Raw genomic sequence first — 25,610 nt, 5'->3', positions numbered from 1 at the left:
CAGGGCAAGGGTGTATACTTGTTAAAAACTTTGCATATCACAGAGCTTCTTATAGTATCCATTTAATGAGAATAGCTCTTCATGGCGGCCTCTTTCTACGATCTCTCCTTCATGCATCACACAAATTTCATCTGCATTACGGATAGTAGACAGGCGGTGTGCTATAACAATGGTGGTTCTGTTCTTCATCAGGTTTTCCAATGCCTGTTGCACCAAACGTTCCGACTCTGTATCCAAAGCCGAAGTAGCCTCGTCCAGAATAAGGATCGGAGGATTTTTCAGGATAGCGCGTGCAATACTGATCCGTTGTCGTTGACCACCGGACAGCTTGCTTCCTCTATCACCTATATTCGTATCGTAGCCTTCTTCCGAGGCCAATATAAATTCATGCGCATTTGCTATTTTTGCCGCTTCCTGTACTTGTTCCAAGGTAGCATCTTCCACACCAAAGGCTATGTTATTGAAGAAGGTATCATTAAACAAGATCGCTTCCTGATTCACATTCCCCATCAGTCCGCGTAAATCACACAAAGTAGCTTCGCGTATGTCTGTTTCATCTATTTTGACACTTCCTTTATCTACATCGTAAAAGCGAGGGAGCAAGTCCACAAGTGTACTTTTACCCGAACCGGATTGACCTACGAGTGCCACGGTTGTACCTTTAGGAATTTGCAGGTTGATACCTTTCAGCACCCAGTCATTCTGGTATTTGAACCATACATCCTTGTAGCTGATTTGCTTTGTCAGGGCTATTTTTTTAGGATCGGCAGGGTCTACAATATTGCTCTCTGCCATCAGTATTTTATCTATCCTATCCATAGAGGCCAGGCCCTTTTGTATGGAATATGACGCCTTGCTTAAATCCTTTGCCGGATTAATCATGCTGTAGAATATAACCAGGTAATAGATAAAGGTAGAAGCATCTATAGGGCTGTTTTCACCCAGAATCAGGCTTCCCCCGTACCACAGAACAACGGCTATTGTTATTGTTCCAAGGAGCTCACTCATCGGATGTGCCAGTTGCTGCCTGCGATAGATCTTATTGGTTGTACGACGAAAAGTTTCATTGCTTCTTTCAAAGCGATCCCGTATCTTCAGCTCCGCATTAAAAGCCTTGATTATACGCAAGCCGCTCAGGGTTTCTTCTACCTGGCTCATCAAGTACCCCCATTGCTCCTGCCCTACCAAGGATTTACGTTTTAACGTTTTCCCCACTTTCCCCATCACATATCCGGCTACAGGAAGAAGAACAAAGACAAAGAAAGTCAGTTTCCAACTGATAATAAACATACCCGTCAGATAGATAGCAATCAGGATCGGATTCTTAAACAACATATCCAAAGAGCTCATGATCGACGTTTCTATCTCGTTCACATCTCCGGATACACGGGCGATAATATCTCCCTTCCGCTCTTCCGAGAAAAAGCCAAGTGGTAATTGCACTATCTTACGTACAATCTGGTTTCGAATATCCCTCACTACACCTGTACGGATCGGTATCATCGTTAAAAAAGACAGGTACATAGCACTTACTTTCAGCAGTGTCATCCCTATCAGGAATAAGCTCAGCATCACCAAAGCAAATGTAGAGCTATGTGTATCTATCATGTTTGTTATATACCAGTAAAAATTGTCTTTGGCTAATCCGGGAAGACTGCTCCACCAATCCCAATTCGTTAGCTGAACGTTCCATTCGCTGAAGGTATAAACCTGTTCATCCATCTTAAACAGGATGTTCAAGATAGGAATTAGTAAGGCAAAAGAGAATAAGTTAAGAATGGCCGATAGAATATTGAATATAACATTCCATACCATAAACTTCTTATAGGGAGGGACAAAGCGCCTCAATATACGGAAGAAATCTTTCATGTAAAACGTAGCGGATTAATTTAAGGCCGCAAGTTAGTGATAATTTCGATAATACCGTCAAAGTCTGTATTATTCGTATCAATGGCTACGCTTCCGTTATCGTAGGGTTGGTAAATGTCTATTTTCGTAACAGAGAATAGTCCGGCAGTTGGCGTAAGAGACGAACTGGCCAAATGCATAATGCCACTGTCTGCTCCAAAAAACAGAACCGAATTGGCTATTACGGAAGCTATCTCGCGGATATCTTTGCTATAATAAGCCGGTGCCTGGAAGTTTATTTGCGAAACATTCTCTGCCGGCAACACCTCCAAGATATTATAGGCGGGTTCAAAAGCTGCCTTCAAACGCTCATACATAGCAATCCACCATACTTCGGAATAGCACTTCGTTCCGGTAGCAAACGTATAAATACAAATCGTAGGCTTCGCCGGATCTACGTAGCTATCCAGCACTTTCTTGCCGTTGAGCTTTTCCGAAGGACTCAGTTTGATATCCAAAGGGGGGATTGGCAGATCCATCTGAGACAAACCGGAGGGTGACAAATAATACCGCAGATTATAGACGGGAAACTTCGCCATGTGCCTGTAATCAGGATATATAGTATCAAGTTCGTCTTTTGCATCATTAAAAAACTTCAGTCGGGATTTGGCAAAATTGGTAGCAAGCCTGCCTGATGAAGACCCTTCAGTTACATTAAACACCAAGTCGTAATGATATTTCCGTAAAGACAGCCATACCTTGCCATAACGGATCAATCCCTTGAAAGGCTTCTTGGGTAGCTTGATGATGCGGTTTACATTCTCATAATTTTCAAAGAGAATCGTAGCCAAGCCTCCTTTTACAAACAAATCAATTTCACATCCCGGAAACAGACTGATAAGTTCCTGTATAAGGGGGGTAATAAGAATCTGATTTCCCAACCGACCATTAGGCCTGACTACTAATATCTTCTTAACATCCTTTAGTGAACTTTTACTAAGTAACGAATTCCCTGAAGAAAATCCTATATATCTGGTTAATCTGCGAAGAGTATGCCTTCGTATCTCGTTTATAGTGGATTTAAAGCTCATAAAAGATATTTGCATTTATTAATTTAATGCAAATTTAGAGGATAAATCCAAATAATCAACTATCCAGCTTATTATCCTTCTTCAGCAGGTCGCGTATTTCTGTCAGCAACTGTATATCCGCAGGAGGTGCAGCCGGAGGAGCCGGTTCTTCTTTCTTCTTCCGCTCAACAGCATTGATGGCTTTTATCATCAGAAAAATAGCAAAGGCAATAATCAGGAAATCAAAGGTTACCTGAATAAAGTTTCCGTATGTAACAGCCACTTCCGGAGAAATTGCTTCTCCACCTTCCGTTACGGCATGTTTGAGTACCAGTTTCCAGTCGGTAAAATTCACACCACCAACAAACAGCCCTATCACAGGCATAATCAGGTCACTGACCACCGAACTCACGATCTTTCCAAAGGCTCCGCCGATAATGATACCAACTGCCATATCCACTACATTGCCCCTCATGGCAAACGTCTTAAACTCTTGCAATATCTTACTCATAATTATTGGGTATATTTTAAATAATAACCACAAAAGTAGTAATTTGGTTTCAAACAGCATAAAAAAACGAGCCGTGCTAACATCCCTGCCCGCACGGCTCTCTTAACCAAAAACATTATTATGTATGAAAAATATTTAATCTTGTACGCAGCGGATCGTTCGCCCAAGCGCACGTCCGCCGGCACTCAATTCTAGACTTTTGGGAGTAATTAATAATATGAATACATTTGCATTTTTAGGATTTGGCTCAGACGACCAATAACGTGCCTGCGTGTGTTGTAAGACTGACGAGCCATAAGAACCTCGATGCCCGGCGATAGGGAAGTAAAGCATATCTGTTCCATTATCCCCTTTGACTTCTAAACGTTTATCTGTATCATTCAAAATAACCTTCCCTTCGTTAGCGGTATAACCTTCACCATAAGCAGTTATCAACAACATTAATTCCGCTTTTGTAGGAATATGCCAACCCTCAGGACAAGGACCTTGATAGTTCGCACCAGACCATAAGCTGTTACCCGGAGGGGTTAACCAATCGGTAAGTGAATCGTTTGTGCTCTTGATAAACATATCTTTAGCTTCGCCTGTTGTCGCTGTTTCCAAATCCAATGGGCCCATAATCGTATCGGTGATTGTTCCTAGTCCTGCAGCATAGGTAAAGCCTACGTTGCGTCCCCATTGATAAAATAATCCATGATGTTCTACTTCTGTTGTGGTACCGACTTCTGTTGCTCCTACATTTACCGGAGCCCAGTAGATATCTCCGAACAGGACGGGTTTCTCGTTTGTGGTGTCGTAGTTTGGCACACCGTTGATGTAGAGGGTGTCTCTTTCTTCAGGCTTGGAGTTGTTGACTATCTCTATTCGGGCATGAAGAGGGGTTTTCTGTACCGGGATCTCAATCTTGTGTTCTTGCATGTAGCCTGCGGCGTATGTAAGGGTGGGTTCGGGGGAGGTGACGATAATTCTGTCTGTTCCGTTGCCTGTTCCGTGTAGGTAAGTAATATCTACGTGTGTACCAGATTTGTTGAAAGTTGTTACCGGAACCTTGATTGTGCCTGTGGTAGTGGCATTAGTGATATCATAGATCTTGTCCGTTACCTGGATACCTGCACCACCTGTCAGGACAGCTGCGCTTACTGTCATAGCGTCTGTTTCGGGTTTGGCCTCATGGGTGCCTCCGTCGTCAGCCCAATCATCGACTTGTATATTGAGCTCCGGCTCTTTCTTTTCTACCTTCTGCACTCTTAGCGTATAGCGTTTATTGGCTTCAATCTGCTGGTTGTTCTTCAGACTGTAGATGCGGCGCTCGCCCAGGAAGGTACCTTCAACAGAGATGATGGACTTGTCTGCTCCTATCTCTGTGGGATAGAGGTAGAACAGGCTCTCGATAGCAGTAGCGGTGTTGGCGTTGGCTTCCTTGCTGTACTCTATTAGTGGCAGTGTGCCTTTTGTCAGAGTTGGTTCGGGGATACCGGTTGCATCGCCGAAGGCATGGCCTTGTAGGTTGACATTCTCTATGATGATATTTTCTATCGTGAAGTTGGTTTCTGAAGCATCGTTTATCACGTCGAAACGGGCTACACGACGGAGGAGTTTCACCTTCAGATCGTCGTCCTTGGCATCTTCTACATCTTCTATTATTTTGCGGGCTGTCATCAGAAGCGGGGTCTCAAGGAGTCCGCTTTGTACATCAGAGAGGCGTTCCAGAAAGTCCTCTTCCGTTGTTGCACCTGCATTTACATTGCCTAAAGCCGAAGCATTGCCTTTGCCGTTGGCTACAAAGTAGAAGGTGTGTTTGCCTGTACGTCCGGTTACATCCACTGTTGCTTTCAGGTCTGTATCCTGTTGTTCCAGGTCGTCACTGCTTACGCGGAATACCTTTTGCAATAAGTTGGGTAGGCTTTCTGCCGAGCGGTCGTTAAACATATAGATTTCAAGAGAGTCTACTGCATTTTCATTGGCAGTAGCTATTGTTGCATAGCTCACAGGTTGTCTTTTTCCTTGCAGACGGAAGGTGATAAAGCCTTCACGAACCGGAGTGGAAGGAGTATCCACATACTCTTCCTCGTTGCTGCAGGAAGGCGCCAACATCAGCACCAGAGCAGCCAGTATCATTGTTAGTTTTGTATATTTTGTTTTCATTTTTCTTTTAAAGTTTAATGTTTAAAATTCAAGTAGCCCAGTAGCCTGAGGCTACTACTGGCTACAAAGCTGGGCAGTCACTGACTGCTCTACTCTTGTACACAGCGTACGGAAAGACCATATGCACGACTCTCAAATCCCAGAGGAAAAAGCGACGAACTAAAGTGTAAACGAACAGCATGTGTCTCGTTTGCATCCGAAGACCAATAGTTGCCACTTATACCATAGTCGCGCAAAGAACCTGGAGCATAATAGGAACGAAATCCTGCGGCTGGGAGATAGAGAATATCTATTCCGTTATCGCCTTGTACTTCCAAGCATCCATTAGTGAATGACACTTTGGTATTATTTGCATATCCTCCTGCTCCATACAGCGTCTTAATTTTTCTATAATCTGCTTCTGTAGCTACATGCCAGCCTTGCGGACAAGGATCCTGTCCATTCGTCTCACTCCAAAGGGCACTATCTTGAGGGCTTAGCCAGTCATAAGGCGTATTGGAAGCTAGAATAAATTTATTTACTCTTGAGGCTTCTTCGGCACTAATCGGACCAGTAACTGTATCAGTTGGGTTGATTCCTGTTTCATAAGTAAAACCGACATTACGCCCCCATTGATAGAATAAGCCAGGATCAGTCACCTTAGCATCCGGACCACTTACACCGGCATTCACAGGGGCAAAGTAGGTGTCGTCTATCAATACCGGATACAGCTTGGTATCCAAGTAGCGATTGGCGTATAGCGTGATCATTTTTTTCTGATCGGGGTTGGCTTCGTTGCGGATCGTGATTTCTACTTCTACAGGGACTTTGCTGCCGTTTATGTTCGGAATATCTATTTCGTATTCCTGAACGTATGAGGCGCCACTGTAGGTTAATGCTGGGGTTGGGGTGTTGACTACAAAATCTCCGTACGAAGAGGCGCTGCCCCAGTTGTATTTTACTTCTGCTTTGGTGCCTTTTTCGTTGAAGGAGGAGGTGGTGAAGGTAAGCTTGCCTTCCTTTGTGACTTTTGTCAGGTTGTAGGTATCGTTCGCCTCTACTACTATGCCTGTGGCGTCTGTGCGTTTGATAGCTGAGAAGGTTACCAGGTCGGTTTCAGGGTTGGCCGGCCCTATGACTTCATCTACCCAGTCTTCTACCTTGATTTCCATCTCGGCTTTGTTCAGGTCTACCGTCTTTACCTTCAGGATGTAGCGTTTATTCGGCTGGGCTTCGAGGTCGGCGATATTAAGGTTGTAGACCTTTGTTTCACCATTGAAGATACCTTCCAGGGCGATTTCTGTCTTACCTGTTCCTACTCCTATAGTTGTGGGGTACAGGTAGAAGACGCTGTCCAGACGTTCAGGTGTCTGAGGCTTTCGGGGTTCAATCGCAATAGGCTGATAGTTACCCTCTTCTATAGGCTTTGCTGGAGTACCGGTTGAACCGTTAAAGACATAGCCGCGCAGCTTGGCTTTGGAGACAAGGATCTTCTTTACGTCAAAGTTCGTCTCTTTCGGGTTATTGTCGATGTCCAGACGTACCACGCGACGTTTTAAGTCTACTTTCAACTCCAAAGGTTTATCGTCCGGAGTACTTACTTCCGTAATCGTTGTAGAGCCGGACATCAGCAAGGGAGTAGATAGCGTGTCGGTATGCATATCCGTTATGGACTCAAGGAAGTCAGACTCCAACGTAGAGCCTGCATCGATGTTCTCCAGGTCAGCCGAACGATCTTTGCCGTTTCCCACAAAGTAGAAAGTCTTTTTGCCTGATCTACCTGTCACATTGATAGTTGCTGTCTGACTAGTGCCCGATCCTCCTAGCGAAATATCCTCCATCCGGAAGACCTTATCCAGCTTTTTAGAGTCAAAATTAAACATGTAAATAGTAAGATCGGAAAGGGTATTTTCACTCTCTCCGGCTATTGCGTAGGTTACTGCTCCCTTTTGTACAAAGGGAAGCGTAAATGTTACGGTTCCTTCACCCCCCGATTCGGTAGGAGAAGTAAACACTGTTTCATCGCTACATGCCAACATCATTAATAAGAAGGCTAGCAGCATACATTGAAAAACGATTCGCTTTCTCATGTGCGTTAATAGTCAATGGTTAATAATAATTCAATAAACCCGTCTATCACTTGCTAAGTGATGGCAGGGGATGGGAGAATGTCTCCTAATCTGCTGCAAACGTACTCTTTTCCTTTCTACCGATTGTTAACAAAAACGTCCGATTGTTTAAGCAGGTAGAAAAGGTGCGAAAACTAAATAAACCGAGTCAACCCCTTCTACCTATTAAATATAGAAAATAGTCAACTGAAAACGCTAACAGGAAAACCCAAGGTGTTAATATACAGCGTCCTGCGAGTTTCACTATTTTTCATAGGGTGAAACTCAAAGTTTCACCTGGGTGAGAATTTATTCTCATGGCGTTGAGAAAAAGTTCTCATGCGGGTGAGAAAAAATTCTCATCGGCATGAAACTTTTTCCTCATCAGGATAATTTGCAGAAAAAGTCCGAAAGGGCTTATAGATGGATAACCCCTTGCAAGCGCAGCGTAGCTCGGGGTCGGACAGCGCAGCTCGGGGTAGAGGAGCAACCCTCCCCACCATCTGTGGAACTCCGATAGGAGTTCTACTATCCATTCAAGTGTCACATCGGAGAAGACAGATTGAACTCCTACGGAGCTCAGGTGATTTGCAGTGTCTCCTTTTACCCCGAGCTGCGCTACGCTTGCAAGGGGTTATCCACTTATAAGTCCTTCCGGACTTTTATCCCTTGTTTACAATGTTTGTGTTTTTGTCTACACGGAAAGCTCTTTTGGGGATATCTAAATTGCTGTTATTCAATCACAATTTCCTTTTTCTCCTTCTCCCTGCCATCATTTAGCAAGTGATGGTATTTTTTTATCCGGCTCGGCGGATGGCGGCGGAGACTTTATCTACGGCCTTGTCCATGACTGAGCGGTCGAAAGAGGCTAAGTAGGTATAGGTTACCTTCTCGTTGGCGTGCCCCAGTCCTTCGCTGATGACCCATAGGGGCAGGTGTTCGCCTTTGGCGATGGTAGCCCAGGAGTGGCGGGTGACGTGGGTGGTCAGCTTCTTTTTCCAGCCCAGTCGGCGTTCGATGCGGTGCAGGCGGTTGTTCTGAACCTTCAGGGCGGCAAGGTACTGGGGACGATGGGGTTTGTCCGGCTCACGGATCAACGGGAAGAGGAAGGGGATGTCCTTCGTTGCTTCTTCATAGTGCTCTATTATCGACTGCATCGCAGGGGTGATGCGTAGTTCGAGTAACTGACCTGTCTTTCGCCTCAGGTAAGAGATTACACCGTCTCGCACATCTGTTTTCTTCAGGTATGCCACATCTACAAACGACATTCCCCTGGCATGGAAGCAGAACAAAAAGATATCCAATGCCTGCTGCAATCCGACATTCTTTGAGGAAAGGCTATCATCTGTAAAGTCTAATTTATCCAGTATTCTTACTTCTTCTTTGCTTAAGGCTCGCTTGCGCGTTGGCTGTACGCCGGTGTAGACTTGTGAGAATGGGTTTGCATGTGGACTTTCGATCAGGCCTTCGCTGACGGCTCGGTTCAAGAGTGCACGGAGGTTGCGCATGTAGAAGGAAACGGTATTGAGCGAGAGACGGCTATTTTTCAGCCAAGCTTCATAACGGCGTATGAGTGAGGCATCCAGAGTATTTAGCGGGATATCTCGTTCACCGTTAAACCTCAACAGTGAGCGGGCGGCTGAGAGGTAGGCCTCGGCGGTTCGCTCCTGGCCTTGCAAGCGCAGTTCGGCAGCTTTGGCAGAGGCATAGCTTTTCAACAGGCAACTTCCCCGGCGACAGCGAAGGATGTCCAGTACGTCGCGCACCGTATAAACGGGGTTTTTGGATTCCAGACTGGCGAGGTGTTCCTTCAGACGGCGCATATCGTCCCGCAGAGAACGCTCTGTTTCAAGCAGGTACTCCCGACGTTCGAGAGCTGATCCAGAAGGGCATATCACACAATGTTCTTCCGCATTCCACTCTGAGAGATAGAGGCGGTACGGGAGCGTTAAAGTAAGCACTTCCCGGCGATGTACCGCGCGGACAAACAAGCTGCCTGGAGACTCCAAACCCTTGCCGGAAGGCCGCAGATTGATACTAATTGTACACATAAGGATTTTGTTTTTTGATGTTTTTATTCATAGTATTCTCATATAATACAAATATAACGACTAATTATAAATCACAAATATCTCCGTATCTTTGCAGCCATGAAAACAGCATCCTCAAACAAAGACGAATCACCTCTAGTTAGCGGAACCGTCTTTCGTATCCTACTATCTCTCAGTATTATTCATTGCATGAATGATGCTTTACAATCGGTTATTTCGGCTTCATATCCTATTATAAAAGGCGATTTGGCGCTAAGTTTTGGTCAGATTGGGATTGTTACCTTGGTCTATCAGTCGTCGGCATCGGTATTCCAGCCGCTGGTAGGTTTGTTTTTCGACAAAAGACCTTCTCCCTGGTCGCTGCCTATCGGCATGAGTTTTACGTTGGTAGGCCTACTATCACTGGCCTTTTCTAGTACTTTTTACTGGGTATTGTGCTCTGTTTTTCTGGTGGGGATAGGCTCATCTACCCTGCATCCGGAAGCCTCCCGGCTTACTTCTTTGGCATCCGGCGGAAAAAGGGGATTAGCACAATCTTTATTTCAGGTGGGAGGCAACTTCGGGAGCGCCCTGGGGCCTTTGTTGGTGGCACTGCTCGTGGCTCCCTACGGACGGCAGAATATCGGATATTTCTCTATCCTGGCATTCATCGCCATTACGGTTATGATGCCCGTTTCCCACTGGTATCAGAAATGGCTGCAACTTCATGCCGCAAAAGGAAAAGCGACCATTAACCATACAGAAGCACCTCTGCCACTGGAAAAAACAGTCTTTTCCATTGCTATTCTGCTTATACTTATCTTTTCAAAGTATGTTTACATGGCTAGTTTGTCCAGTTATTATACGTTCTATCTGATTGAAAAGTTTGGAATAACGGTGCAACACTCACAGATATACCTGTTTGTATTCTTGTGTGCAACGGCTATCGGTACGATGCTGGGCGGTCCGGTCGGCGACAAAATCGGCAGGAAATATGTCATCTGGGCATCCATTCTGGGAGCGGCTCCTTTTGCCCTTATGATGCCTCACGTAGGCTTGCTGTGGACGATTATCCTCAGCTTCTGTACCGGTTTGATGCTCTCTTCGGCTTTCCCCGCCATCCTGGTTTACGCACAAGAGTTACTCCCCTATAAACTAGGACTCGTATCCGGACTTTTCTTCGGATTTGCCTTCGGCATAGGAGGTATTGCCTCCGCCATCCTAGGAAAAATGGCCGACATACACGGCATAGAAGCCGTCTACAACGTCTGCGCCTATATGCCCCTACTCGGCCTAATCACCTGCCTGTTGCCGAACTTGAAGAAGGTGAAAGGTGAGAGGTGAGAGGTCGGCTAACTACTGTATCATAAATATTGGGCAATTATATGATTGTTACTGATATAACGAATATGAAACAAATCATTTTCCTGATTAAAGAAAACATACCATGTTGTTTGAGTATTTCTTTTCAAACGAATATATGAAAGGTTTTCGCCATATTTAGAGAAATATTCAGGTGCTGCTTTTGGTGGCATGGTCCCAATATTTTTTGATACTCTGTCTAAAATCCAATCCACATAATCGTATGCGGATTCTTTAAAACCAAAATAGTCTTGCTCATACAAAACATCAACAAGTTCATTCAGATATTTAACAACTTGTTTATGATAAATTATCTTCATTCAGCAAACAACTCATCAATATGTTTGTGAACCTGTTTTTTTACTTCTTCAACAGATATCCCATTTTTCATATCGTTTTCAGATATTGTCTTGCCTTTCTTGCTACTTTTTATCGATCTGTCAGCTGCAGCATAAGAAAGTTTTTGATCCCGTAAATTCATAGTCATAAATTATTTACAACAAAGATAACAAATAAAATCAATAGATTATATTACAAATCTATTGATTTATCAACACCTATTTCTTTAACGAAATGCAGATCGTGAGAAACGACTAATATTGTTCCTTTATAGTTTTTGATAACGGAGGTGAGGATTTCGGCACTCTGGATATCCAGGTTGTTTGTCGGTTCGTCCAGCAGGATCATATCTGGGGTATTGTTTCCTGCCAGTAGACAGCATAGTAATAGACGCATTTTCTCTCCACCGCTCAGGCTTCCGCATTGTTTGTCCCATACCGAATGGGGGAATAGGAAACGGTTCAGCAGGGTTTTCAACTCGTGATCTTGCAGGTGCGATGTGTTATATTTATCAAGCTGTTCCAGCAATGTAAGCGACTTCTCGATAATGGAATATTCCTGATCAATATATGTGTAACTGAAATCTGCTCTTACCAAATCGCCGGACTGTGGTTTCAGCTCTCCGGTGATGATCTTCAGCAAAGTGGTCTTGCCTGATCCGTTTCGTCCAGCTATAGACAGGCGGTCTCCACTCCGTATCTGAAAAGAGAGTGGCTGTTGCCATAGCTGATCCGTTCCGAAACGGAAATCAACATCTTTAGCTGTCAGCAGCACTTTTCCGGTGTGTAGCGAAGAGGAGTTCAGGTTTAGTTTCATCAGCCGATTATCCGGAAGACTATTCTGTATCTGCTTTATATCCTCCTTTAGGGCATCCATCTTGTCCTCATGGGCATCTTTCAGCTTGGCTGTACTATTCTCCGCTTTACTTTTCAATTGATTCATAACGATACGGGGTATTCCCTGCTTCTCGCTTCTTTTCTTTCCCCTTATGTCATCCTTTTGCTTGCGTTCGGCTACTTCACGCGCCAGTTTCTTTGCCTGTCTGAGTTCTTTCTCCCGCTCATCCAGTGAGGCCTGCATCGCCTGTAGCTTCAGTTCTTCCTGCTCCTTATAAAAATCATAATTGCCTCCATAAGCCGTCAGTTCGTTCTTACTTAATTCATACATAAAAGACAATTGGTTCAGCAGGTTTATATCGTGACTTACAAGCAGTAAAGTAAGATTAGCCGAATCGATAAAGGTATATAGCTTTCGACGACTCTCCAGATCGAGGTGATTGGTCGGTTCATCCATCAACACAATCTCCGGAGTATGTATCTGGATACCTGAGAGAAAGACTTTTGTCTTTTCGCCTCCGCTTAATTGATCCATCGGCTGATCCGGGTGGATATGATCCAGCCCCCAGGAAGACAAAGCAACCTGCGCCCGCTCCTCTATTGTCCAGTCATCATCCAGCAAGGCAAAATTAGCCTCCGATGCATCGCCCTCCAGAATCGCATGCAAAGCTGCCAGTTTCTGGTCTATACGTAAGGCTTGCGCAACGCTCTGCTGGTTATACTGACCAAAGTGTTGCGGCACATAATATGGAGTGGAAGAACAGATTATATCGCCACCGGCATGTTGTAACTCTCCGGCTATCATGCGCAAAAGGGTTGATTTCCCCGAGCCGTTATTACCAATCAACGCGACTTTCTGACCCTTGTTTATTGTAAAACTTATATTACGGAATAAGGTCTCTTTATCCGGGTGTATGTAACTTACACCTTGCACTATAATACTCATATGTAAAAAAAGGAAATGTATCCGCAAAAACTGCGGAAAGGTTATCTAATAAAGGAATTATGTCACCCCTGGCGGGAAAAATTAGATATATCCTACATGGAAGTAATTATAAAGTTCGGCGCAAAGATAATACTTTTATTTTATCTTTGCCTCTTATTAAATCAACAATAAGATGAAAAGACTAATTATACTTACTATTGTCTGCTGTTTCAGCTTTACTATTTTCGCACAAAATGCGCCCAAGTGGATGGAGAAAAGTAAAAAGGCTGTTGTATCGGTTACTACCTTTGATAAAGGAGATCGCAAAATAGGAACAACCAACGGTTTTTTCATCAGTGAAAACGGGGAGGCACTTTCCGCCTATTCGATCTTTAAGGGGGCAGAAAGAGCCACTGTTACGGATGCTGATGGAGCTACATACAATGTTGCATCCATCATGGGAGCCGACGACCTTTACGATGTAGTACGTTTTAAGGTGACTATAAACAAGAAAGTAACCTTCCTTCCGTTGGCCAACGACCCGGTTGCAACGGGTACTCCGGTTTACCTGCTCTCGTTCAGTACAGGAAAAGCCATCAACTTTAAGCAGGGCTCAATAGCGGAAGTAAGCAAACTGAAAGATCCCTACAGCTATTACAAGGTAACCTTCCCTATTGAATCGGAACAGGAAAATGCGCCTTTGTTATTGGCTTCCGGACAAGTATTCGGACTGGCACAGGCTGATGCTTCCGGCAAGAAAGAAAATTCGTATGCTGTATCGGCAAGCTATACTCAATCGCTACAAGTGTCTGCTACGGACGCTTTTAATTCAGTTTATACCAATATAGGCATACGTAAAGGTTGGCCGGCAGACATTGAGCAGGCATCTGTTTCGCTGTTTCTGCTGTCAAGCTCGCAAGAACCAAAAAAATACCTGGAAACGTTGAATGATTTCATCGCTACTTTCCCCCATGCTGCAGACGGTTATTTAAGCCGGGCTACGCATTATGCGAACAACAGAGCCGCCTTAGCCTCTTCGCCCGCCGAAGAAGCTAAATACTTAGAACTGGCACTGGCAGACATCAACACTGCCGGACAATACAGTAAGAACAAAGGGGATATCTATTATAATCAAGCCAAGACAATCTATTCCGTTGCGATAAGTAATACTACTTTGACAGACAAAAACTGGTCGATAGGCGCTGCCTTATCAGCCATCAACCAAGCAATCGAAACAGAAGATCTGCCCGCTTACAGGCTGCTCGAAGGAGAGATATTCTTCTATCTGCAAGAATATTCCAGCGCTTATGCCTCTTTTATGAAAGTAAACGAGAGTGAGCACGCCTCTGCTAACAGCTATTACATGGCTGCTACTACCCTGGATAGGATTCCGGGAGCACAGATCAGCGACATTATCGCACTGTTAGACAGCACAATTACCCGACTGAGCCCAATAGAATCTGCCCCTTATATACTGGAACGCATCAATTACAAGAACCAACTGGGATTATACGAACAAGTAGTTGAAGACTACGATTTATACTATAAGCTGGTAAACGGACAGGTAAACGATAGCTTTTATTACTACCGCGAACAGGCCAAATTCAAGAAAGGAGATATGGAAGCAGCTCTGGAAGATATCCTGCAGGCCATCAGTATGAATGCTGACTCTCCTGATTATCTGGCAGAAGAAGCCTCGATTTATGTCCGCATGCAAAAGTACGAAGAGGCACTGGCCAGCTTGCAGAAAGCCCTGGATATAGCTCCCGACTTCGGAGCCTGCTATCGTCTGAGGGGTATTTGTTATCTGAGATTAAAGAAAAAAGCAGAGGCATGCGAGGCATTCAACAAAGCCGAAGCACTAAATGACCCGCTTGCCAAGCGTTTAATCCGGGAGAACTGTCAATAAGACGTTTATGCCAGTATCTTTTCTATAGCCTCTAATTTGTCTGCCGAGAAAGACAGGTTCTTCAGGGCTTTCAGGTTATCCTGTAACTGCTCTACAGAGCTGGCACCGATCAACACGCTTGTTACTCTATCGTCTTTCAGTAACCAGGCCAAAGCCATTTCAGCCAGGGTTTGTCCCCTGCTAACGGCAATATCATTCAGCTTGCGTACTTTGGCTACTACTTCCTCTGTTACCTGGTTACGCTGTAGAAAGCCTGTCGATTTGGCAGCCCGTGAGTCTTCGGGTATACCATTCAGATAGCGATTGGTAAGTAAACCTTGCGCTAAAGGAGAGAAAGCAATCACGCCAACGCCTTCTTCCTGCAGCAATGGGAGCAACTTTGGCTCTACCCAGCGTTCAAACATCGAATATTTCGGTTGATGGATCAGGCATCTCACTTTATGTTCTTTCAGCACTTCCAAAGCCGCTTTGGCCTGTACATCATCATAATTAGAGATCCCTACATACAAAGCCTTGCCCTGTCGTACGATATCTACCAAAGCGCCCATCGTTTCTTCAATAGGAGTCTGTGGATCCGGGCGGTGCGAGTAGAATATATCCACATAGTCCAAGCCCATCCGCTTAAGGCTTTGATCGAGGCTTGCCATCAGATACTTACGGCTTCCCCAGTCGCCATACGGCCCCGGCCACATGTCATAGCCGGCCTTGGAAGAGATAATCAGCTCATCCCGGTAGTTTCCCAACCCTTTTTTCAGGATACGCCCGAAGTTTTCTTCGGCAGAACCATACACCGGCCCATAGTTGTTTGCCAAGTCAAAGTGAGTAATCCCATTATCAAAAGCCGTATGGGCAATCTTGATAAAATGGTTGAACACATCTACACTCCCGAAGTTATGCCATAAGCCAAGGGATATAGCCGGAAGAAGGATTCCGCTCCGTCCGCACCGACGATACGTCATCTCGTCGTACCGTTTTTCACTCGCTTTGTATGCTTCCATAGGTTAATTTTCAAGTATTTAGTCAAACATTTGTCTGAACTTATTGAATATCTTTTCTTTGACTGTTTTCTTAGGTTGGAAATTCGGTGAATTTTCCAGGCCATTTAAGGTTTCCTTCTCTGAATCAGAGAGCGTTTCCGGGATGTATACACTTACATTGACAAGCAAATCACCTGTACCATAGCCATTAATGGAGGGCAAGCCTTTGTTACGCAGCCTCAACACTTTGCCCGGTTGGGTTCCCGGATCGATCTTCACTTTAGCTTTTCCTTCAATCGTCGGCACTTCCACATTACCTCCCAAGGCTGCTTGCGGAACACTCAGCAACAGATTGTATAACAAGTCGTTTTCATCGCGAATCAGCTCCGGATGTTGTTCTTCTTCTACCAATATCAGCAGGTCGCCATTCACGCCTCCATGACGGGCAGCATTTCCTTTCCCGCTCATAGACAGCTGCATTCCTTCTGCCACTCCGGCCGGAATGTTCAATGTAATGACATCATCATCTTTTACAATGCCTTCGCCACTACACACATGGCATTTTTTCGTAATAATAGTTCCTTCGCCATTACAGGTAGGACAGGTTGATTGCGTCTGCATCTGTCCCAATATAGTATTGGCTATACGCGTTACTACACCACTACCATGGCAGGTATCACAGGTTTTGGTGGCGTTTGAGCCTTCTCCCCCACTACCGTTACAAGTCGAACAAGGAACATATTTTTTTACCTTTATTTTCTTTTCTACCCCTTTGGCTACTTCTGACAGGGTAAGTTTTACTTTCACACGCAGGTCGGAGCCTCTGTTTACGCGACGTCCGCCACGTGAACCGCCTCCAAAACCGCCAAAGCCAAAGTGGCCACCAAAAATGTCGCCAAACTGAGAGAAGATATCGTCCATAGACATACCGCCTCCAAAGCCGCCTCCACCACCGGAAGCACCGCCTACTCCCGCATGTCCGAACTGGTCGTACCGCTGGCGTTTCTGGGCATCGCTCAATACGTCGTAAGCCTCTGCTGCTTCTTTAAAGTTCTCTTCAGCGCCTTTGTCGCCCGGGTTCTTGTCGGGGTGATATTCTATCGCTTTTTTACGATATGCTTTCTTTATTTCTTCTGCTGTGGCGTTCTTTTCAACACCCAGAGTCTCGTAGTAATCTCGTTTAGCCATTTTTGTTTAATTCTTTTGTTTGTTTTGATTATTCCCCTACTACTACCTTGGCATGGCGAATTACTTTGTCATATAAGGTATATCCGGTTTGTATGCTATCCAGTACTTTTCCTTTCAAGTCTTCTTCGGGAGCGGGGATAATCGCTACAGCTTCAAACATTTCCGTTTCGAAAGGTTTCCCTATCGATTCAATAGGCTTTACTCCCTGCTGTGTCAGGTAAGCCATAAATTTGCTGTAAATAAGATCGACTCCTTCCTTCACTCCTTCTATATTTTCGGCTTTCTGTATATTTTCCAGAGCACGCTCAAAGTCGTCCAGTACCGGGAGCAGATTTATCAGTGCCGATTCACTCCCTGTCTTAATCAGGTCGGCTTTCTCGCGAAGCGTACGTTTGCGATAATTATCAAACTCTGCCATCAGGCGTAAATGCGAGTCATTCAGCTCATCATATTTTTTCTGCAGCTCATCACAAGACTCCGCCACATTGTCACCTTCTGCAGAATCGCCTGACGTTTTTTCTGTCGCATCCTGCAAATTTGTCGCATCCTCTCCACCCATGAATTCATCGTTCTCGTTGAATTCCATGTTGTTATTATGATTTTCCTTGCTCATAATCCATTATTATTTTTCATTCAATAAATAGTAAGCAAATTTACTGCCAATTTCTGAAAGAATCGTCAAAAAAGAATCGTGCCACATATGTAGAACGATCAAACCACAAATGTAAAACGATCGAAACACAATTGTGAATCGATCGCGTGACATATGTGGCGCGATTCTTTTATCATGATATTTCAGCCTAAGAGGCGTTGATTATATAAAAGTTATGACGTACATTTGTGGGGCTAAACGATATATTTCAAACAGATATTCGGTGTTATGATGAAACAAATGTTCCTTTCTGCATTGCTTTGCTTCTGTGCTGCGGTAACTATACAGGCTCAAAATCCTACGATTTGCCGGCTGGGCTTTACGTATGATATCAGCCAATCCCCAAACTGGGGAAATGGGAAGCCCGTCATTACAGGCATATATCCTTATTCTTCGGCAGAAACAGTAGGACTGAAAACAAACGATATTATCGAATCGATAGATGGCATCCAGACAGCAGTTACTAGCGCCGAAGAGATTGCGGTTCTGATGAATCCGGCAGGCAAGAACGAAGTTTCGCTTGTTATTACCAATCTGACTGATTCGGCTAAACATTTAATTGTAAAAAAAGAATGTAAAAGGCGTGATGCGATCAGCGAAGACCAACTGGCTTCCGCCTTCCAGATGTACAGTCTGGAAAGTACCAGCGAACGCTCGTTTATCTGTCCGTTTAAGACAACAACTACTACAGAACCTATTGATTTTTCAGTATTTAAAACCTTTGCATTCACACCTGTAGACGAAGGAAATCAGAAACGGGAAGAAACGATAAACGGTTTTTTGGAGAAAGAGTTCCGGAAAAAGGGCTTAACCTATGATGCTACCAATCCGGATATACTGATCCGCACCTATTATTACAATAAAAGAAATCCGAATTACAAGCCCAGTGCAACTACGGACAAACAAGCTAGCTACAGGTATGACATCACTCTGAACCGAATGCAAAAGTTCCCTTTCCTAAGCCACTCTACCTCAGAGACGGAGGCAGAATACCTACTACAGTTAGGGATCCGTCTGATAGACCAGAAAGTCAATCCCGGAAAAGTGTTGTGGGAATGTGAAGCCAACGAAATGCTGGAATCCGGCTTCAGGCTTGAGAATTACGCACAAACTCATATCCCATTGATGTGTATGCAGTTTCCATATGCCAAATACAGCCGCAATGTGCAGTTTCAGGTATATCAGAAAACCTACAACTATACAGGGATCAACTATGACATCAACCGTATGGAAGTGGTAATGAGTGTAGATCCCAATTCTCCGGCTCATACAGCAGGAGTACGGGCTCGTGACGTGATTGATAAAATAGATAATCATAGCCTGAGCTACTCTTCGGAGGAACTTACAGCTGCCTATAAACGATTCATCACCAATACAATGAAATACCGAGATCAGAATACAATCTTTACAGATCTCAACGGGTTTCAATACTGTATGTTCTGGGACAAATTCAGTTATACACAGGTGGCAGAAACGATTCAGAACTCCAAAAGTATAGCTCCCTTCTCTTACTTATATAAGTTTGCTCCTTACATCAACCCTTCCAGTACGAATGCTTGTACATTCCAAATCAAAAGGGGTAAGGAAAAAGTAGAATTAGTCATCCGTCCGACCATTCACACGGAAGTGATGATAGAAATTAAATAAAAAGCTTATACGTGATTTATCCTCAAAATTTTGAATATAAGACGGGTTTTGATAAGATCCGCCAGCTGGTTGCTGAAAAATGTTTAAGTCCTCTGGGCGAAGAAAGAGTGGCAGACATGGCATTTTCCGACAGCTTTGAAACAGTAAGCAAACTGTTAGACCAGACAGACGAGTTTGTCCGTATTCTGCAAGGGGACGATGAATTCCCGGCAGCCTACTTCTTCGATGTACGCTACTCGCTGAAACGAATCCGTCCGGAAGGTACCTTCCTGGACGAGAAAGAGTTATTCGACCTGAAACGCTCGCTTCAGACGATCCATGATATTGTACGCTTTCTCCACGTAACCGAGGGGGAAGAAGTCAGTTACCCGGCACTTACAGCCTTGGCTGGAGACATTTTAGTATTCCCTCAACTGATAGGAAAAATAGACATTATCCTGGACAAATTCGGTCGGGTAAAAGACAATGCCTCTCCCACCCTTGCGCAGATTCGGAAAGAGATGAATGCCACCATGAGCAGTATCTCGCGCAGCCTGCAATCCATCCTCCGTGCAGCCCAGGCAGACGGAGTAGTGGATAAAGATGTGGCGCCTACCATGCGAGACGGACGCCTGATGATTCCCGTAGCTCCGGCTTACAAACGTAAAATCCGGGGAATCGTACATGACGAGTCTGCCACCGGAAAGACTGTTTTTATCGAGCCGGAAGTGGTAGTAGAAGCCAACAACCGTATTCGTGAACTGGAGAACGACGAACGGAGGGAGATCATCAAGATACTCACCGGATTTACAGATATTATCCGCCCATTGGTACCGGATATCTTGCAATCTTACGAGTTTTTGGCCGACATTGACTTTATCCGGGCTAAGGCTCTCTTTGCCATAAAAATCAATGCTATACGGCCAAGCCTGGAAAACAAACAGCAGATAGACTGGTTTCGCGCCATTCATCCCCTGCTCTACCTCTCCCATCAGAAACAGAACAGAGAGGTTGTTCCACTGGATATTATGCTGACGGAAGAGCAGCGACTCCTCATTATTTCCGGGCCCAATGCCGGAGGGAAATCCGTCTGCCTGAAGACTGTAGGCCTCTTGCAATATATGCTGCAATGCGGAATGCTGATTCCATTATACGAACGTTCGCGAACGGGTATATTCTCGGGCATATTCATCGACATAGGCGACGAACAAAGTATTGAGAACGACCTCAGTACCTACAGTTCACACCTGATAAACATGAAGTTCTTTGTAAAAAACTGTGATGCGAAAACAATCATATTGATCGATGAATTCGGCAGTGGCACAGAGCCTCAGATAGGCGGAGCGATAGCCGAAGCATTGCTCGACCGTTTCAATCGCAACAAGAGCTTTGGCGTGATCACGACCCACTATCAGAACCTGAAGCACTTTGCAGAAGACAGCCCGGGACTGGTTAATGGAGCGATGTTATACGATCGCCACCTAATGCAGCCCCTCTTCAAGCTCTCTATTGGTAATCCGGGCAGTTCCTTTGCCGTAGAAATAGCCCGCAAGATCGGCCTTCCGGAAGACGTTATCACCGATGCTTCGGCTATTGTAGGTTCAGACTATATCAACATGGATAAATACCTGCAAGACATTGTGCGTGACAAGCGTTACTGGGAAACCAAACGCCAGAACATACGCCAGCAGGAGAAAAAACTGGAAGATGTAACAACGCGCTATGAACATAATCTGGAGGCAGTTGACAAACAGCGTAAAGAGATCATTCGCGAAGCCAAAGAAGAAGCACAGCGCATCATAGCCAATGCCAACACAAAAATAGAAAATACAATACGTGAAATAAAAGAAGCACAGGCCGAAAAGGAACAAACCAAACTGGCCCGTAAAGCGCTGGATGAGTTCAAGGCATCAGTATTGGCCACCGAAGAGGCAGACGAGAAAATAGCCCGCCAGATGACAAAACTGAAAGAACGGCAAGAGCGTAAAAAGCAAAAGCAGAAAGCGCCTGAAAAACAGCCATTCAACAAAGACGTAATTGAGACAGGGGATCAGGTTCGTCTGAAAGGGCAGGTTTCAGCCGGTACGGTATTGGAAATGCATGGAAAGCAGGCTCTGGTAGCCTTCGGGATGATAAAAAGTACCGTTTCGCTTGACAAGCTAGAAAAAGTAAGCAAAGGACAGATCAAAAAAGAGATGAAAAAAAGTACCTTTGTGAGCAGCCAGACCACCGATGATATGCGCGAAAAGAAGCTGAACTTTAAGCAAGAGATAGATGTCAGAGGTATGAGAGGCGACGAAGCTCTGCAAGCTGTCACGTATTTTATCGACGATGCTATACTGGTTGGCGCGTCTCCTGTTCGTATACTGCATGGAACCGGCACCGGAGCCCTGCGACAGCTGATCCGGGAGTATTTACGCATGGTTCCCGGTATTCATAGCTTCCGCGACGAGCATGTACAACTGGGAGGAGCAGGTATTACAGTTGTAGAATTAGCATAAAATCAATATGGGACACAGGCATACATCCAATCATCATCTGTCCGACAAGTATTATTATGTAGGAAAGCATCAAACGGCAACAGAAATCCGTCTGACTCAGTATAATGAAGAAACGTTAAGTGCTCACGAAATAAGGAAAACAGACGTCTCATTCGATAAGCTGGCAGACAGTAAGCATGTCAATTGGTTTCAGATTAGCGGACTGACAGACTCTGATCTCATTACCCGGATTGTTAAAGGATTCGGGCTACATAATCTGGACGTAAAGGATATCCTTACCCCTCAACATGTTATCAAGATAGAAGAATACCAGGAACGCTTACTTATCATCCTGAATTCTACTTACTATAACGAGAATCTAGAGCTACACTCAGAGCATATCAGTATTATAGTAACCGGGCAGACCGTGATTACCTTTACGGAAAGCAGTAATCCCGTATTTGAACGGGTAGAGCAAGCCCTGAAGTCAAACATGCTGAACATACGCAAGAAAGGAAGTGGGATGCTACTGGCTTTCCTGTTGAATACAATTGTATCCAACCTGGTAGAATCAGCCGCCAAAGCAGAAGAACTGTTGGAAGAAATAGAAGATACTCTGCTGGATATAAGCAACAATCAAGAAAACGTAGGACCGCAAATACAGGAACGCCGCCGCGACTACATGACGATCCGCAAAAATAGCCAACCTTTGAAAGAACAGTTTCCCAAACTGTTACGCTTAGAAAGTGGAATTATAAGCCCGGATATGTATCCTATATACAACGACTTGTCAGACCAGATACAGTTTGTAAACCAAACGATGGAAAGCTGCCGCGAGATCAGCTCGTCCCTTGTAGACTTGTACATCTCCAATAACGACTTGCGCATGAATGCCATCATGAAAAGGCTAACAGTAGTTGCTACCATCTTCATACCCTTAACATTTATGGCCGGTGTATGGGGAATGAACTTTAACGGCATGCCCGAACTAAGCTGGAAATACGGATACTTATTTTCCTGGGCAATCATGATACTTATAGGGCTCTTCACCTGGCTTTTCCTGAAAAAAAAGAAGTGGTCATAAATGATAATTAAAAAAAAATCGTTTTTTTTGCAACAAATAAAACTTAAACACTGTTCTTTTAGTATAAAACCAAGAAAGAAAAAATTTATGTGTAATTTAAAATTTGCAGGTAAAAACGACCTCAACCAAGTAAGACCGATATGTAAGTCTACTATATTCAGATCTTTCGTATTGGAAAAAAACTCTTTATTTAAGTCGGACAATAAGGAATATGTACACTTCTTTTTTCTGTTGAAGGGGGAGGTGAGAATCTGTAATAGAAAAAATCCCATATCAACAATAAGGCCGAATGAATTCTTTTTCATTCCTAATAAACCGTTTATATGCCGGGCTACAGAAAATTCCAGATTTATTCTTTTTACAATCAACAAGTTTCACTATCGGATAAATAAAAATATGTACAAGGACATCATGCCTGTCGTGTGTGAGCTAAAACTTTACAACTCACCACTTACAGCCCCCTTGCTACTTTCTGTATTTCTCGAAACGGTAGATGATTATTTGAAAAGAGGGCTTACACTCCCTGCTATGCAAAATATCAAACAGCGGGAACTCTTTTTCTTGTTTCACACTTTATATGCAAAGAATGTTTGTAATGAACTGCTCATGCCTGGCAGATTACCATTATCTTAATTATCTTTGTTGCCGAAAATAAGGCAACATGATAAGTTATTTGCAAATAGAAGGGTTGACCAAAAGCTTTGGTGATTTACTGCTTTTCGAAGATATTACTTTTGGAATAGCACAAGGTGATAAGATTGGGCTGATTGCCAAAAACGGATCAGGAAAGACAACATTATTGAATATTATAGCCGGGAAAGAAGAGTATGATAGCGGCTCAATAGTATTCAGAAATGGCCTTCGGGTAGGATATCTGGAGCAATCCCCTCAATATCAAGCTCAACAGACAGTATTACAAGCCTGTTTAGGAGAGATGAAAAGCCCGGAACATGAACAAAAGGCCAAACAGATTCTCACCAAGTTAAAGATCTCAAACCTCGAACAGAAAATAAGTGAACTATCCGGTGGACAACTCAAGCGCGTAGCATTAGCCGGCGTACTGATAACCGAACCGGAGTTGATCATACTGGACGAACCTACCAACCATCTCGACCTGGAAATGACCGAATGGCTGGAAGGGTATCTAAGCCGGCAGAACATGAGCCTGCTGATGGTAACGCATGATCGCTATTTCCTGGATCGTTTATGCAATGAAATCATAGAAATAGACCGGAAGCAAATCTATCAGTATAAAGGCAATTACAGCTACTACCTGGAAAAGCGACAGGAAAGAGTAGACAACCTGAATACCGAAGTAGAACGAGCCAACAACCTGTTACGCAAAGAACTTGAATGGATGCGCAGGCAACCTCAGGCTCGTGGCACTAAAGCCAAATATCGTATCGACGCCTTCTACAAACTGGAAGACAAAGCCAAACAACAGCAAGACAGCAAACAGGTAAACCTGAACGTTAAATCGTCCTATATAGGTTCAAAAATATTTGAAGCTGTGCAGGTAAGCAAACGCTATGGCGATATTAAAATAACAGAAGATTTTAACTACACCTTTGCTCGGTTTGAGAAGTTAGGAATCACCGGCAACAACGGGACGGGCAAATCTACCTTTATTAAAATGCTGATCGGAGAAGTAGAGCCGGATAGCGGACACTTCGACATCGGTGAAACAATCCGCTTTGGCTACTATAGTCAGGAAGGACTGCTATTTGACGAACAGATGAAAGTTATCGATGTCGTTCAGAATATAGCGGAATATGTAGATTTAGGAGACGGGAAAAAGCTGAGCGTTTCACAATTCCTGAACCACTTTCTCTTCCCTCCCGACAAGCAGCATAACTACGTATACAAATTAAGTGGAGGGGAAAAACGACGCCTTTACCTGTGCACCGTATTGATGCGCAATCCCAACTTCCTTATATTAGACGAACCCACAAATGACCTGGATATTGTTACATTAAATATATTGGAAGAATACCTGAGAGACTTCAAGGGATGCGTTATCGTGATATCCCACGACCGCTACTTTATGGATAAGGTGGTAGATCACCTATTGGTCTTTCGGGGAAATGCCGACATCAAAGACTTTCCGGGTAATTATACGCAGTACAGGGAATGGAAAGAAATACAAGACCAATTGGCAAAAGAAAACGAAACATCCGGCCAGGAGAAAACAGCCACCAATAATAAAAGCAAACAAGATACCGAAAAAAAGAAGCTAACATTCAAGGAGCGCAAAGAGTTTGAACTGTTGGAAGAAGAAATTCCCCTATTAGAAAAAGAAAAAACAGACCTGGAAACAGCCATGAGTAGCGGCACCTTAAGCAATGACGAGTTGATGCTCAAATCAGAACGGATCATGCAAGTAATAGAGGCTATTGACGAAAAAACGCTACGCTGGCTGGAACTAAGCGAATATATTTAAACACTATTTTAATATTTATTATACCTGCTGCAAAACAATGTTATAAAACATATTGTTATATTTGTAGAGACCAAAAGGTAAAAAGATTTAGGTTTTAATAG

Annotated in this window: 18 protein-coding genes; 6 read left to right on the top strand and 12 right to left on the bottom strand. The window is 44.1% G+C overall.

What is annotated here, in order from left to right:
- Positions 1-21: 21 nt before the first annotated feature.
- The 6 genes from M2470_RS09925 to M2470_RS09900 form a co-directional block, all read right to left on the bottom strand.
- Entirely contained in the window at positions 22-1,869 is a 1,848-nt protein-coding gene (locus M2470_RS09925; RefSeq protein WP_280744965.1) for an ABC transporter ATP-binding protein, read from the bottom strand.
- A 20-nt stretch (positions 1,870-1,889) separates the two neighbouring features.
- Positions 1,890-2,939: a glycosyltransferase family 9 protein gene (locus M2470_RS09920; RefSeq protein WP_280744966.1), complete on the bottom strand. Its 1,050-nt coding sequence runs from the start codon at positions 2,937-2,939 to the stop codon at positions 1,890-1,892.
- Between the two features lie 55 nt (positions 2,940-2,994).
- A complete protein-coding gene (gene mscL / locus M2470_RS09915) occupies positions 2,995-3,429 on the bottom strand; it encodes a large-conductance mechanosensitive channel protein MscL (protein WP_280744967.1) in 435 nt (144 codons plus the stop codon).
- Between the two features lie 135 nt (positions 3,430-3,564).
- The gene (locus M2470_RS09910) at positions 3,565-5,574 is read right to left on the bottom strand and encodes an FISUMP domain-containing protein (protein ID WP_280744968.1); all 2,010 of its coding nucleotides are present in this window, start codon (positions 5,572-5,574) and stop codon (positions 3,565-3,567) included.
- An 89-nt stretch (positions 5,575-5,663) separates the two neighbouring features.
- Positions 5,664-7,643, bottom strand: coding sequence for an FISUMP domain-containing protein (locus M2470_RS09905; RefSeq protein WP_280744969.1), 1,980 nt, complete (start codon positions 7,641-7,643; stop codon positions 5,664-5,666).
- 815 nt (positions 7,644-8,458) lie between these two features.
- On the bottom strand, positions 8,459-9,712 hold the full coding sequence (locus tag M2470_RS09900) for a site-specific integrase (protein ID WP_280744970.1): 1,254 nt from the start codon (positions 9,710-9,712) through the stop codon (positions 8,459-8,461).
- A 99-nt stretch (positions 9,713-9,811) separates the two neighbouring features.
- On the opposite strand from M2470_RS09900, the gene M2470_RS09895 reads away from it, so the two are divergent.
- Entirely contained in the window at positions 9,812-11,035 is a 1,224-nt protein-coding gene (locus M2470_RS09895; RefSeq protein ID WP_280744971.1) for an MFS transporter, read from the top strand.
- Positions 11,036-11,055: 20 nt separating this feature from the next.
- Here the strand turns inward: M2470_RS09895 and M2470_RS09890 are convergent, their stop codons facing one another.
- From M2470_RS09890 to abc-f, 3 genes are read right to left on the bottom strand one after another with little or no spacing between them, the layout of a single operon-like run.
- The gene (locus M2470_RS09890; protein ID WP_280744972.1) at positions 11,056-11,373 is read right to left on the bottom strand and encodes a hypothetical protein; all 318 of its coding nucleotides are present in this window, start codon (positions 11,371-11,373) and stop codon (positions 11,056-11,058) included.
- On the bottom strand, positions 11,370-11,534 hold the full coding sequence (locus M2470_RS09885; RefSeq protein WP_280744973.1) for a hypothetical protein: 165 nt from the start codon (positions 11,532-11,534) through the stop codon (positions 11,370-11,372). The genes M2470_RS09890 and M2470_RS09885 overlap by 4 nt, the downstream gene beginning before the upstream one ends.
- A 50-nt stretch (positions 11,535-11,584) precedes the next feature.
- Positions 11,585-13,174 (bottom strand): ribosomal protection-like ABC-F family protein, encoded by a 1,590-nt coding sequence (gene abc-f / locus M2470_RS09880; protein WP_280744974.1) that lies wholly within the window; start codon positions 13,172-13,174, stop codon positions 11,585-11,587.
- Positions 13,175-13,346: 172 nt separating this feature from the next.
- On the opposite strand from abc-f, the gene M2470_RS09875 reads away from it, so the two are divergent.
- Positions 13,347-15,062, top strand: coding sequence for a serine protease (locus M2470_RS09875; protein WP_280744975.1), 1,716 nt, complete (start codon positions 13,347-13,349; stop codon positions 15,060-15,062).
- A gap of 5 nt (positions 15,063-15,067) precedes the next feature.
- On the opposite strand, the gene mgrA is transcribed toward M2470_RS09875, so the two are convergent.
- From mgrA to M2470_RS09860, 3 genes are read right to left on the bottom strand one after another with little or no spacing between them, the layout of a single operon-like run.
- A complete protein-coding gene (gene mgrA, locus M2470_RS09870) occupies positions 15,068-16,060 on the bottom strand; it encodes an L-glyceraldehyde 3-phosphate reductase (RefSeq protein WP_280744976.1) in 993 nt (330 codons plus the stop codon).
- An 18-nt stretch (positions 16,061-16,078) separates the two neighbouring features.
- Complete coding sequence (gene dnaJ, locus M2470_RS09865) at positions 16,079-17,227, bottom strand: molecular chaperone DnaJ (RefSeq protein ID WP_280744977.1); 1,149 nt, start codon at positions 17,225-17,227, stop codon at positions 16,079-16,081.
- A 28-nt stretch (positions 17,228-17,255) separates the two neighbouring features.
- Positions 17,256-17,840 (bottom strand): nucleotide exchange factor GrpE, encoded by a 585-nt coding sequence (locus M2470_RS09860; protein ID WP_280744978.1) that lies wholly within the window; start codon positions 17,838-17,840, stop codon positions 17,256-17,258.
- Between the two features lie 267 nt (positions 17,841-18,107).
- Between M2470_RS09860 and M2470_RS09855 the strand changes: the two genes are divergently transcribed.
- The 4 genes from M2470_RS09855 to M2470_RS09840 all read left to right on the top strand — a co-directional run bounded on the left by M2470_RS09855 (position 18,108) and on the right by M2470_RS09840 (position 25,509).
- Positions 18,108-19,526 carry a DUF4136 domain-containing protein gene (locus tag M2470_RS09855; protein ID WP_280744979.1) on the top strand — a complete coding sequence of 473 codons (1,419 nt, stop codon included), beginning with the start codon at positions 18,108-18,110 and terminating at the stop codon, positions 19,524-19,526.
- 11 nt (positions 19,527-19,537) lie between these two features.
- A complete protein-coding gene (locus M2470_RS09850) occupies positions 19,538-22,006 on the top strand; it encodes a Smr/MutS family protein (protein WP_280744980.1) in 2,469 nt (822 codons plus the stop codon).
- Positions 22,007-22,013: 7 nt separating this feature from the next.
- Positions 22,014-23,069 (top strand): magnesium/cobalt transporter CorA, encoded by a 1,056-nt coding sequence (gene corA, locus M2470_RS09845; protein ID WP_280744981.1) that lies wholly within the window; start codon positions 22,014-22,016, stop codon positions 23,067-23,069.
- A 661-nt stretch (positions 23,070-23,730) separates the two neighbouring features.
- The gene (locus M2470_RS09840; RefSeq protein ID WP_280744982.1) at positions 23,731-25,509 is read left to right on the top strand and encodes an ABC-F family ATP-binding cassette domain-containing protein; all 1,779 of its coding nucleotides are present in this window, start codon (positions 23,731-23,733) and stop codon (positions 25,507-25,509) included.
- Positions 25,510-25,610 lie beyond the last annotated feature (101 nt).

Origin of the sequence: Parabacteroides sp. PH5-46, assembly GCF_029892785.1 — a bacterium.
Taxonomy (GTDB): domain Bacteria; phylum Bacteroidota; class Bacteroidia; order Bacteroidales; family Tannerellaceae; genus DFXE01.
This window is presented reverse-complemented; position numbering and strand designations above follow the sequence as displayed.

Excerpts from the sequence above, each read along its gene's own strand:
- corA (WP_280744981.1), top strand. The coding sequence starts at position 22,014 with ATGGGACACAGGCATACATCCAATCATCATCTGTCCGACAAGTATTAT.
- M2470_RS09905 (WP_280744969.1), bottom strand. The coding sequence starts at position 7,643 with ATGAGAAAGCGAATCGTTTTTCAATGTATGCTGCTAGCCTTCTTATTA.
- M2470_RS09860 (WP_280744978.1), bottom strand. The coding sequence starts at position 17,840 with ATGAGCAAGGAAAATCATAATAACAACATGGAATTCAACGAGAACGAT.
- M2470_RS09925 (WP_280744965.1), bottom strand. The coding sequence starts at position 1,869 with ATGAAAGATTTCTTCCGTATATTGAGGCGCTTTGTCCCTCCCTATAAG.
- dnaJ (WP_280744977.1), bottom strand. The coding sequence starts at position 17,227 with ATGGCTAAACGAGATTACTACGAGACTCTGGGTGTTGAAAAGAACGCC.
- M2470_RS09885 (WP_280744973.1), bottom strand. The coding sequence starts at position 11,534 with ATGAATTTACGGGATCAAAAACTTTCTTATGCTGCAGCTGACAGATCG.
- M2470_RS09840 (WP_280744982.1), top strand. The coding sequence starts at position 23,731 with ATGATAAGTTATTTGCAAATAGAAGGGTTGACCAAAAGCTTTGGTGAT.
- mscL (WP_280744967.1), bottom strand. The coding sequence starts at position 3,429 with ATGAGTAAGATATTGCAAGAGTTTAAGACGTTTGCCATGAGGGGCAAT.
- M2470_RS09890 (WP_280744972.1), bottom strand. The coding sequence starts at position 11,373 with ATGAAGATAATTTATCATAAACAAGTTGTTAAATATCTGAATGAACTT.
- M2470_RS09920 (WP_280744966.1), bottom strand. The coding sequence starts at position 2,939 with ATGAGCTTTAAATCCACTATAAACGAGATACGAAGGCATACTCTTCGC.
- M2470_RS09900 (WP_280744970.1), bottom strand. The coding sequence starts at position 9,712 with ATGTGTACAATTAGTATCAATCTGCGGCCTTCCGGCAAGGGTTTGGAG.
- M2470_RS09895 (WP_280744971.1), top strand. The coding sequence starts at position 9,812 with ATGAAAACAGCATCCTCAAACAAAGACGAATCACCTCTAGTTAGCGGA.
- M2470_RS09875 (WP_280744975.1), top strand. The coding sequence starts at position 13,347 with ATGAAAAGACTAATTATACTTACTATTGTCTGCTGTTTCAGCTTTACT.
- M2470_RS09855 (WP_280744979.1), top strand. The coding sequence starts at position 18,108 with ATGATGAAACAAATGTTCCTTTCTGCATTGCTTTGCTTCTGTGCTGCG.
- M2470_RS09910 (WP_280744968.1), bottom strand. The coding sequence starts at position 5,574 with ATGAAAACAAAATATACAAAACTAACAATGATACTGGCTGCTCTGGTG.
- abc-f (WP_280744974.1), bottom strand. The coding sequence starts at position 13,174 with ATGAGTATTATAGTGCAAGGTGTAAGTTACATACACCCGGATAAAGAG.
- mgrA (WP_280744976.1), bottom strand. The coding sequence starts at position 16,060 with ATGGAAGCATACAAAGCGAGTGAAAAACGGTACGACGAGATGACGTAT.